12 protein-coding genes and 2 pseudogenes are annotated in these 10,675 nt (G+C 40.2%); 3 read left to right on the top strand and 11 right to left on the bottom strand.

What is annotated here, in order from left to right; genetic code table 11:
* The 3 genes and pseudogenes from WFK81_RS22085 to WFK81_RS31010 all read right to left on the bottom strand — a co-directional run.
* Positions 1 to 484, bottom strand: a 484-nt coding sequence (locus WFK81_RS22085; protein ID WP_442956087.1) for a PcsB-like coiled-coil domain-containing protein, incomplete at its 3' end; no start/stop codon positions are given.
* Between the two features lie 15 nt (positions 485 to 499).
* Complete coding sequence (gene asnB, locus WFK81_RS22080; protein ID WP_336788539.1) at positions 500 to 2,377, bottom strand: asparagine synthase (glutamine-hydrolyzing); 1,878 nt, start codon at positions 2,375 to 2,377, stop codon at positions 500 to 502.
* 284 nt (positions 2,378 to 2,661) lie between these two features.
* Positions 2,662 to 2,793, bottom strand: a pseudogene (locus tag WFK81_RS31010) (hypothetical protein); the annotation flags it as partial.
* Between the two features lie 431 nt (positions 2,794 to 3,224).
* On the opposite strand from WFK81_RS31010, the gene WFK81_RS22075 reads away from it, so the two are divergent.
* The 3 genes and pseudogenes from WFK81_RS22075 to WFK81_RS22065 all read left to right on the top strand — a co-directional run bounded on the left by WFK81_RS22075 (position 3,225) and on the right by WFK81_RS22065 (position 4,226).
* Entirely contained in the window at positions 3,225 to 3,431 is a 207-nt protein-coding gene (locus WFK81_RS22075; protein ID WP_336788529.1) for a hypothetical protein, read from the top strand.
* Between the two features lie 34 nt (positions 3,432 to 3,465).
* A complete protein-coding gene (locus WFK81_RS22070) occupies positions 3,466 to 3,774 on the top strand; it encodes a PspA/IM30 family protein (protein WP_336788528.1) in 309 nt (102 codons plus the stop codon).
* A gap of 220 nt (positions 3,775 to 3,994) precedes the next feature.
* Positions 3,995 to 4,226: pseudogene (locus WFK81_RS22065) on the top strand (spore germination protein).
* A gap of 286 nt (positions 4,227 to 4,512) precedes the next feature.
* Here WFK81_RS22065 and WFK81_RS22060 read toward each other — a convergent pair.
* From WFK81_RS22060 to WFK81_RS22025, 8 genes are all read right to left on the bottom strand, one after another.
* Positions 4,513 to 5,589, bottom strand: coding sequence for a sensor histidine kinase (locus tag WFK81_RS22060; protein ID WP_336788527.1), 1,077 nt, complete (start codon positions 5,587 to 5,589; stop codon positions 4,513 to 4,515).
* The gene (locus WFK81_RS22055; protein WP_336788526.1) at positions 5,589 to 6,281 is read right to left on the bottom strand and encodes a response regulator transcription factor; all 693 of its coding nucleotides are present in this window, start codon (positions 6,279 to 6,281) and stop codon (positions 5,589 to 5,591) included. Before WFK81_RS22055 ends, WFK81_RS22060 begins: the two co-directional genes overlap by 1 nt.
* A gap of 804 nt (positions 6,282 to 7,085) precedes the next feature.
* Complete coding sequence (locus WFK81_RS22050; RefSeq protein ID WP_336788525.1) at positions 7,086 to 7,592, bottom strand: DUF2269 domain-containing protein; 507 nt, start codon at positions 7,590 to 7,592, stop codon at positions 7,086 to 7,088.
* Complete coding sequence (locus tag WFK81_RS22045) at positions 7,592 to 7,771, bottom strand: hypothetical protein (protein ID WP_336788524.1); 180 nt, start codon at positions 7,769 to 7,771, stop codon at positions 7,592 to 7,594. Before WFK81_RS22045 ends, WFK81_RS22050 begins: the two co-directional genes overlap by 1 nt.
* A 121-nt stretch (positions 7,772 to 7,892) precedes the next feature.
* Complete coding sequence (locus WFK81_RS22040; protein ID WP_336788523.1) at positions 7,893 to 8,945, bottom strand: HAMP domain-containing sensor histidine kinase; 1,053 nt, start codon at positions 8,943 to 8,945, stop codon at positions 7,893 to 7,895.
* Positions 8,946 to 8,950: 5 nt separating this feature from the next.
* Positions 8,951 to 9,655, bottom strand: a complete 705-nt coding sequence (locus WFK81_RS22035) for a response regulator transcription factor (protein WP_336788522.1) — start codon at positions 9,653 to 9,655, stop codon at positions 8,951 to 8,953.
* Between the two features lie 114 nt (positions 9,656 to 9,769).
* Positions 9,770 to 10,009 carry a glutaredoxin family protein gene (locus WFK81_RS22030; RefSeq protein WP_336775229.1) on the bottom strand — a complete coding sequence of 80 codons (240 nt, stop codon included), beginning with the start codon at positions 10,007 to 10,009 and terminating at the stop codon, positions 9,770 to 9,772.
* 41 nt (positions 10,010 to 10,050) lie between these two features.
* Positions 10,051 to 10,671, bottom strand: coding sequence for a nitrite reductase (locus WFK81_RS22025; protein WP_336788521.1), 621 nt, complete (start codon positions 10,669 to 10,671; stop codon positions 10,051 to 10,053).
* Between the last annotated feature and the right edge of the window lie 4 nt (positions 10,672 to 10,675).

Genomic DNA, 10,675 nt, shown 5'->3' with positions numbered 1-10,675 from the left:
GGGCAATAATGATTTTCAGGCTCTCGATCCGGTCAATAAAATCCATAAAACTATTTGATTGCAATAGAACATTTATATAGGAGACCGCACCATTTTGATACATGAGCCGAACACGATTATCTTGGAGCTTTTTTCGCTCTGTTAGACGGTTCTTTATCTCTTTTAGCTGTACAGCGGTATTAATTATATTTTGCTGCAAAGAAACGATTTGTTTGTTATAACGCGTAAGCTGTTCACTTGTACGATCCAGATTTTTTAGAATCGTAGTGATTTCTTGCTCTGCTACAGTTTTATCATTAAGCACTTCTTCCCGGCTGTCTTGACTGTCTTGCGCTTTTTTCTCTGCATCCTTCATTTTCTCTTCAATATCTTGAATTTCCTTATCCAGCTCATCTACTTCGGCTATCGCCCGGCTTTGGCTTGGGTAGGCAAGCAAACCAGACATTAAGGAAAAGATCAGAAAAAATATTACTTGTTTCCTCAAGTAGAAACCTCCTGATCACTGCGCGGCATGTAAGTGTTGACTCTTTGGAAGATCAATCACATACATTTTGTGCCAAAGCGCTAAATTGTAAAATAACCAAATAATCCGAGCGTAATCACCCTGACCATGTTTGTGCTTCATAACGATTTCTTCAATGGCTCTCATGTTCACAATGTTATCGATTCCGCTTGCTTGAATTTGTTCCAGCATAACACTCGTCCGTTCCGTTTTAAGCCATTGTCGTAATGGTACGGGAAACCCAAGTTTGGGACGGTTAATAACTGAATCTGGAATGACGCCACTTAAAGCCCTTCTTAACACATGTTTGGTGGTGCCATTCGATATACGGTAAGCTGCCGGTATTTGACTGGCAATATCGAATACTTCTTTATCTAGAAACGGTACTCTCAATTCCAGGGAATGAGCCATGGAGCATTTGTCGGCTTTTGCCAAAATATCACCAGGCAGCCATAGATTCATATCGATTAATTGCATTCGGGTCACATCATCTAAATGAGATGTTTGATTATATATTGGCTTCGTGATCGGATGCGTGGACAAGGAATAGTCTATATGTTCTGGAATTTTGTGCAGAAAGTATTCTTTCATGCTTTCGGTCAGTAAATTGGCATTACCAATAAATCGCTCTTCCAGTGATCGCGTTCCCCTTAACAAATAATTCTTTCCGTAAAAGTTAAAAGGTAAGGATCTTATTTGTTTGTTCAAAGCTCTCTTTATTGAATCAGGCAACCATGAAATATATCTTAGTGCAGCAGGCTCTTGATAAATCCGATAACCGCCAAACAATTCATCCGCTCCTTCACCGGAGAGGACCACCTTTACATGATCTTTGGCTAACTTTGCAACCTGATATAAGGCCACTGCGGAAGGATCCGCTACCGGTTCATCAAGATGCCAAATGACATTAGGAAGAGCATCGAAATATTTTTCTTCCGTAATGATATTATAAAAATGCTGTGTTCCAAGCTCTTGGGCAGTATTGGCAGCAATAAATGTCTCATTTTGCGGCCCGTCGAAACCGACGGAGAAGGTCTTGGTTGGTTCAAGCTGACTCATATAAGCAGCAATTGCAGTGGAGTCGATTCCGCTGGATAAGAAGCAACCGAGAGGTACTTCACTGTGCATATGATATTTAACCGAGTCCAAAAGTTTATGACGAATTTCATTTTCGAAATACGTAATAGGCTTGTCCAAAGGATTAAACATCGGTTGCCAGTATCGTTTTATTTCAACCTTTCCATATTGTATGGTTAATTGATGTGCCGGGGGAAGCTTATGAATATGCTCGAACATCGTATCCGGCTGCGGCACGTACTGAAATGACAAGTAATCAAGTAAGCTTTGGTAATGGAGGCTGGCTTTTATATCACCGATGGCAAGTATGCTCTTAATTTCGGAGGCGAAGACAAACTTGTCCTTATCTTGGTAATAGTAAAATGGCTTAATACCAAAGTGGTCTCTTGCGGCAAATAATAATTGACGATTGCGGTCCCATAACGCGAAGCTAAACATCCCTCTCAGGTAGTCAAGGCATTTTTGCCCATATTCCTCATATAGGTGAACAATGACTTCAGTGTCTGATTTCGTTTTAAAACGATGTCCCTTTGCTTCAAGAAGCCGACGAAGTTCGTTATAGTTATAAATCTCTCCATTAAAAATAATCCAAATCGATTCATTTTCATTGCTTAAAGGTTGGTTCCCTTCCTGAATATCAATGATTGATAATCTCCGAAAACCCAATCCAATTTTACCTTCTACCCAAAATCCGGATTGATTCGGTCCTCGGTGAATCATGACATCCGTCATTTCCTTCAGTTGCTGTTTGTAAGGTGTTTTTTCGTCAAAGTTCAATATACCGGCTATTCCGCACACTATCATCAACCTCAATTCTTCATTTTCCCCATTTTAAAAAGGGATTTTATTTACTACGATACGTAGTTTATTAATAAAACACTACCTATTGTAGTATTTTGTTGTCGGTTTCGCAACAGTGAGCAGATTAAAAATCATTTAACTATTGTCTACATTAATTCTTCATAAGTGTCTGTTACGATTAAATAAAAGATTCGGGTATCTGCTAGTATACCTGGCGGTTCGATGAAGGAAATGATCATTCCACAATGGATATGGGTTCGGGTAAAGATTCGAATACCCTATCAAACATTTCGGAGATACTGGGGCATGTCAGTTCGGATTCTACAGCTGTTTATCTTAATGTGGATGTACGTTTTGATTGTAGTTTCCATACAGACACTACAACGTGTTCCGTGATCGTCCCATACTTCAGCTTGCGAATCATACTTCCTGTATAGTAATTATTGTCAGCCATGAAATTACCGTAATATTAAATACGTACATGGAATATAGCTTTTGAAGATGAGTATCTGCAGAAAGCCATAAGGATGTAGAGAAACAATATTAGATGGCACTTACGATTGTTTGCTTGTCGCGCAGGGGCTAAAAGTGTCCGACTTGGTTAAGCGGCAAAACATGAACTCCTTAAGCAGTTCCTTGGCAAACCGTCGTTGCAAACTTGATTCGTAGACATTTGGAAAGTAACCTTGTCAAACGCAAGAAGTGATATTATTAGCGCCGGCGATTGGGCACAATCGGTTGAAGACTTGGAAAACACTGTGCCAACTGTAATATAACACCGATTGAACGTGAATACGAAACCACAATTGAAGAGCTTCTGAAACAAATTATAGGAGGCCATACGATGGGGCTCTTTAGCCGATTGAAAGATCTGTTCAAGGCGAAAATCCCGCAAGAAGATTATCCGGTGCGAGTACTAAGTGATTTTATTGAGTTTTACTCTGAAAAACTGCGCGAACTATCTGTATCCGTAAACAGATCGGAATCGGAATGGCTGCTTCTAAAAGGAAAAATGAATATATATAGTCAATTCGGCCATTTACCGAGATAAGGCCGATCAAGAAGCTAGACTAGGAAATACCGACATGGCCAAACATTGGCTGGTGCAAGCACTTTCAAAGGAAACCTACTCCGAGAATTTAAAGTCGGAGGTGGAAAGATTGCAGTGGACCACTAAACAATCGAAAGATACATTAACTCAACTAGAAAATAAACTTCTGACTGCTAAAGAGATGCGAAAAAAATTCATGCTTCGTCAGGAAGCCGCCAAATTAACGATGCAAATGAATGCGGCTCTAAAAGAATTATTTTCCTCTTCTGCATTGGAAAGAATGGAAGAGGAAACTTTTCTAGCCGAAGCCAAGGCTGAATTGATGCAACCACGTCCAAAATAGTTTTGTTAACGATCCGAACGCAGGTAATATGCCGGAATAAACAATCAAATGGCGCTTCATTTGACGAGCGCCATTTGATTGCACTTGTTGATTTTATGCAGCCATTCTACTGCATGTTCAGCATAAGCAAAGCAGTGCCGAATGCTGCGCCCAATATTTTTGTCACTGATAATCGTAAACGAGAATATGATGTAAAAAATGTTGTAGGAGTGAGAACAAAATGCCGTCCATAGTAGGATTTATTAAGATTGTAAGTGTTGGATCAAGTGCAATTGTACAATTTGGTGATTCTGTCCAACTGAGTCCAAACTAAAACGTATGCAGGATCCGGTTCTTTTTTAACTGGGAGCTTGGCAAATGCTAATAATGCAGTTAGTGCCACCAATACCCTGGATCCTGATATTGAAGATTCTAATTCAAATAATGTAGGCAATGGTGTAAACGTGATTTAAAACGAAGCCCTTATAGTATTGTAGGACCAGCAAAAAGACGACCTTTATCCGATGGCCGTCTTTTCGCTATATAAGCAGCCCTATATGGCTCAATTTCTTACTTTATCAATTTCAATATCCTCTTAATATTTACGGTAAAAATCGCCAGCGCTCATTGTAACTCCATGCCAATAAGAAGGAAATTTCGTCCACCAGTACATGATCCTGCAGGATTGCTCGCGGGAATTTCTGATTGTTATACAAGAAAAAAGGTACAGTCAGCTCAATTTCTTGAATGACTGTCCCGCTATTTTAATGGTAAGTATACATGAAATAATGTCCCTGCATTACTTTCCGCCCAAATCTGCCCATCATGACGCTCAACAAGCGCTTTTGTAATCGCAAGGCCTAAACCTCCCCCCCCCATTTTACGGTTTCTTGATTTATCAACTCGATAAAAACGTTCAAATACATTGGAAAGCTCTTTATCGGGTATGCCAATACCAGTATCTTCAACCGTAATCTGAACACCATCGGGCTTCATAATACCGTAAATCTTTACTTTCCCATTTGCTTGAGTGAATTTGAGGGAATTTGATATCAGATTTGTCCAAATCTGGATGAGACGATGCTCATCCGCGTAAATCGTAATATCAGGAATTATCCCTTTTTCCAATACTACTCCTTTTTCAGAAAAGGAAGGCTGCATGAAGTTGATGACTTGATCAATCGATTTTACTAATTGAACCTCTTCCCTAGACAAATCAAAATCGGGTGACGAGAGGGTTTGCAGTTCTTCTAAATCATTAACAAGATGAATTAATCGATGTATTTCTTCCCGGCTTGATTGAATTCGCTCTGGCGTAGCCTCCCATATCCCGTCTTGAATGGCAGCTAAATAACTGTTTAGCGTGGTTAAAGGCGTACGGAGTTCATGTGCGATATTTTCCGTCATGCTTACCCTTAATTGCTCTTGCTGCTGCAGTTGATCCGCCAGATGATTGATGGAAGCTGCCAGCTCTCCTAATTCATCTTTCGGTACTCCCTTTAAAGGTAAGCGAACATCACGCTTTCCACGAGCCATAATTAAAGTTAAGTTTTTCATGCTAATCAAAGGAGAAGAAATCCGTTTCGCGATATAGATACTTAAGATCAGAGCGACAATCAGAGCGCCTCCGATAGTCATACCGACGGACTGGATAATCGCCTGCTCTAAATGCGTGTTCAACAATTCGGTTTGATTATGTCCTTGTTCCATTTCGTTTCCATACAGTTGGAAATGGTAATGCGTTGCATTAATGATGGTGAACGAAGCCAATAGGAGAATTAATCCAGTATATATAATAAGAAGGACACTTAATCGAAAGGATAGCGATTTTTTCATTATATGCCTCCATGAAAACGATAGCCGACGCCAAATACGGTTCGGATAAAGAATGGATTTTTCGGGTCCTCTTCAATCTTCTGACGCAAGTTCTTTACATGTTGATCGATCGAACGAGAATCACCTTCAAAGTCAATACCCATTACCAACTCGATTAATTCTTCACGAGTAAACGTTCGCTCCGAATTTCTCGCCATTACAACAAGCAGTTTATATTCGTTTGGCGTTAAGCTTATTGGGACTTGATTGACATATGCCTGTTTGGCATGGCCGTCTACCACTAAACGCCCGTTTCCATATTTCAATCTCTCGGCAAGAAGTTCATGTTGGTTCGTTCGGCGCAATACGGACCGAATCCGCGCTAACAACTCCCCTGGGTCAAATGGTTTAACGATATAATCATCCGCACCAGCCGCCAGCCCTTGAATGCGGTGATGGGTAGATGCTTTTGCTGTCAGCATAATAATCGGTATCAATTTCGATGAGCGGATCCGATTACAAAGCTCCTCCCCATTCATATCAGGCAGCATGAGATCTAAAAGGATTAAATCGAATGCTTGTTTTTCAATCTCATGAATAGCGGATTGACCGTCGCTTGCCTCAACAACTTCGTATCCGGCTTTCATCAAATAGGCATTGATGACTTCTCGAATTTTATCTTCATCTTCAACAATTAAAATCTTGCTCAACATAGCTCACTCCATTCATCTTTGTATAATTGAAGTATTTCCAGTATGAAGTCATTGATCCAAGTACTATATCCCCTTTCATTCTCATAATAGTAGTACAAATACTGCTAGATGAAAGATTTGCTAGGAGGCGGGCTTGCTGTGCAATATAGAGGCAATAATTTAAAACGATTTATATTCTTTTTTACCGTTTCTTTTTTGACCACATTTGGAATTCATTTCTATCAGACGAGTCAAATCTCATTAATGAGTTCACTAGCTAATGTCCCTTCTGGCAACAAAACTTGAACCTAACTTGTTCGCTGCAGGATCATTCGTATTATTAGTATTTGATGATGCCTCAGAGTGGGTACGAATAGGTTTGATGACAGAAGATACTGAGAATAATCGGATTGATTCCTAACTGGTAATTGCTCGATTCTTGAGTTTTTATAAGCAGATAAACAGGTCATTTTCTTTTTAAAAGAAAATGACTTATTCATCCTTGTTGTTATGTCTAGTTTACAGAAAAATTATGATGAAACTGTGAAGGGAGTTAGATAAATTTTTTTGTGATGATTTTTATTTAATCTCGCCCTTTTCGCTGCCTCATTCATTGATCACTACGGTTGGAATAGACGAAATTCTATAAAGCCGGGCTTTATCAACCCTTTATTACGGTACATAGTCAATATCTTATTAAAATTTATGTAGCCCTTTTTTGTTAGATTCTTCACTTCATATTAAGTTGCTGAGTAATTCTAACTGATAAGACAAAAGGCAGCCGATTTTGTTAATCGGTTGCCTTTTTATCTACTCCTGCTGCGATTATTGTTTACGTACGTACTGTTTACGCCAACCGTACGGTGTCAATCCACGCGGCTTATATATAGCCAGTATAGTGGCTATGAGCAACACAAGAAGAGCAGCGCCGGATGCGACGACAAGTTGAATCTGTGTGTTGAGATCGCTATTTGTCAATGTCCTCTCTGCAGCTACGCCTGCCATGTAGCTAATCGGCTGCATATGCACCAGTAAACCGATAGTGGAAAGGATAGTCATCAATAATTTGATCATGATCCAGTAATGCCGGAACAAGCCCCATTTTGTACCCAAGGACAATACAATCCCAGTTAGCAGCGATACAAGACATAACGGAACGATAACAACTCGGACGATCAACTCCATTGCGATATACGCGGTACTTACCAACTGAGCATCCTGACTTTTTATACCGGTGATGGCGAAAGCCAGGAAACCGGCAACCGCTCCAAACCAGCCGACCGATGAAGTGACATGTGCAGTGAGCACGAACTTACGGAGGCGGTGTGTCATTATTGTTCTACCCCGTGTTGCATGGTGTGGCCGCCGAAGCCACGGCCGGTAAGGTGTAGAACCACAAACAGCAGGAAAAGGACAAGGGCAATGATTCCAAATACTTTCACCCATCTTGGTGTACCGGGCATCTGTCCACGGTCGGTCTTGTTCGTGTCCTCATTATTTAACTTCGACATTTGCTCATCTCCTTATCTCTTGTAGACAATTCATATTGTAATGAAGTGAGCTAAATCACCGATAAAGTAATAATAAAGAAATGTGAAGAATGTTTAAAAAATAATAAAGCGCAGTATGAACTTATCGTAACGGAAGAGCAAACCGAATTCCTAGTCCCCCATAATCGGAATGAAATGCGCTGATTTCACCGCCATGACGTTCAATAATAGATTTACAGCTAGCCAATCCTAGTCCTGTACCGCCATTTTTCATTTTTCTGGACTTATCGACCGTGTAAAATTTTTGAAACAAAGAAGAAAGCTCCTGGTCGGGCACTCCCTTACCGTTGTCCTCAATCTGTAAATATGCATCTTTTCCCCGCGTGTATCCACTCATATAGATTTTTAGGTGCTTCTTCTCTCCGTATTTTACCGCGTTACTGAACAGATTCCCAAATACACGACGAATCATCGGTTCATTCAACATAACGAGTTGGTTCGACAGAAAGGAATGCTTCCATGTTAGCTCAACATCAAAACCGGATAATTCAGTCTCGTATTCAGCTGCGATATTTTCAAACATTTTTTGTACACACACCGAATTCAACGCCATGGTTTCCATAGTAAGCTCGTCCCTGGTATACGCAGAGAAAGCGTCAATCAATTCAGCGATGTGCTTGGATTTCTTGATTATTAGCTTATAATAGTCCTGCTTTTCCCTCTCGGAAAGATGTTTCTGTATCGTGAGCAGTTCCATAAAACCATTGATGGCCGTGAGTGGTGTTTTCAAGTCATGAGCGATAGCTGCAATCATATCGACCTGTTCCTTATGAGCCTGATAAAGCCTGTCTTCCATCTCATTAAAATGATTGTACAGCTCCCCGATTTCATCTCTCCTTCTTGATTGTAGAGAAGTACGGGATTGTCCGACTTTGACTTTTGTCAGTCTTGAATTCAGGATCTGAATCGGTTTGGTGATGTTGAAGTGAAGATAAACGGTTAAACCAACAAAAGTGATGCCCATTAATATGCAAAGTACCAGAAGTAATTGAAAATGTAACGGACCCATTATGTTTTTTAACCACATATGACCTTCATCCGCGATTAATGCTTTTATTAGGTATAGAAAAATGAATAAAGTGGTCAACATAAACATCAGCAAAAATAGTAAGGGAAGCTTTATTTTTAGCTTCATTTCCTTTAATTCCCCTCCACATATTTATATCCGATGCCCCAAACGGTTTTTATGAAATCATGCTGACTGCCAAGCTTTTTCCGGATATTTTTTATATGTACGGTAACGGTGTTTAAGTCTCCGAACTCGTCTCCCCAGACACTTTCATAAATTTGTTCCCTTGTCAGGACATGATTGGGATGTTTCATGAGGAAGGATAGTATCTGGAATTCCTTGGTCGAAAAATCCAGCTTTCGTTGATCCAAAATAGCTTCGAAAGTTTTTTCATTCAACTCGAGCAGCGGATCAGAAGCTTGGTTACTCATTACCGTAGCCAGATGGAGCCCGTTCCATTCCCTATACATACGGTCCATTTTTCTGAAATGAGCTTTAATCCGAGAAGTAAGCTCCTGGATACTGAATGGTTTGGTCATATAATCGTCTGCGCCAATTTCGAGTCCGATGATCTTATCAATATCCCTGTCTCGAGCGCTTAGTAAGAGAATCGGGATATTATAATGATTTCTGATGTTCCTGCAAACTTCCAAACCGTCCATTTCTGGCATCATGATATCAAGAACAATAAAATCAATGATGTTTTCTTTCACGATGGACAGGCCTTCTTTTCCGGAATACGCTGGAATAACGTTAAATTGTTCGAAGTTCAGACTTTCTGTGATCAATCTCACAATATCATGATCGTCATCGATAACCAACACCGTTTTTCTCAATCTTTTCACCAGCTTTTTTGCTAATTTTGTGTTTTCTTCTTAAATTGTAACTTTTAAAAGATTACGCAACAAGTAAGCCCAAACCCCCGGTCGTTGATTAACCGGGGGTTTGATTTAATGAAGTAATTTAATTATTTCATTTAGATTTTCCGCGAAACCAATAAACACTTTATTATCAATAACAATTGTCGGAACGATTTGTTTGTTCGTCAAGTTCCAAACTTCCTCAGCATACTTGATATTTTCTTCGCAGTTGTATTCGATAAAGGGAATTTGTTGTTCTTTGAAGTAGCGTTTGGCATAGTTGCAATCGCTGCAGGTCGGTATCGTATAGATTTTTAAAGGTTCATTCATATTAAGCTCACTCCTTGCATACTTGGCCGATTTTATTCAAGTCAGCCGGTGATATTCTTTAACTTTTCAAGTGAAACCCGATCTACGAACTTGCTAAATTTCTCTTTCCCTTTGGCATTCGATTTATAGTAATCAATGATCGAAGTAATAACCGGGACGAGCCGATCTTCCGTTAATCCGGTAAGAAACAATTTGGCCATAGAGGCCTTGAGTCCTTTAGGTTCGCCGCCAACGTAAATATCGAAGGTATTGCGCATTTTTACGACTCCAATATCCTTGAGTAAAGGTTCGCTCGTTCCAAGAGCGCATCCTGCATAGCCAATTTTTAACGGTGTCGGTGTTTCGATACCAGCAATGGATTGATTTATGATTCGAGCCGTTTCTAGTCCAGCCTCCTCCGCTCCTTTGCAGAAATTACAGGCAATTAAACTTTTGGTTACAAAACCGGCAGGATAAACTTCAAGACCGGCAAGCTCAAGTTCTGCCTGGATACCTTCGAGCTGTTCTGCCGGCACTTCCACATAAAGCTGCTTGAACGGCGTCATTTCGATTCTGCCATCCGGACCTGCGATTACACCGATCTTGGCAAACTGTTCCGGTGTAAATAAACTTCCTCCAACCTGAATCGTCGAGGTCACCGCAATTTTCTTTATTTCTCCCATGGTT

This window comes from Paenibacillus sp. MMO-177 (assembly GCF_037147795.1).
Lineage (GTDB): Bacteria > Bacillota > Bacilli > Paenibacillales > Paenibacillaceae > Pristimantibacillus.
This window is presented reverse-complemented; position numbering and strand designations above follow the sequence as displayed.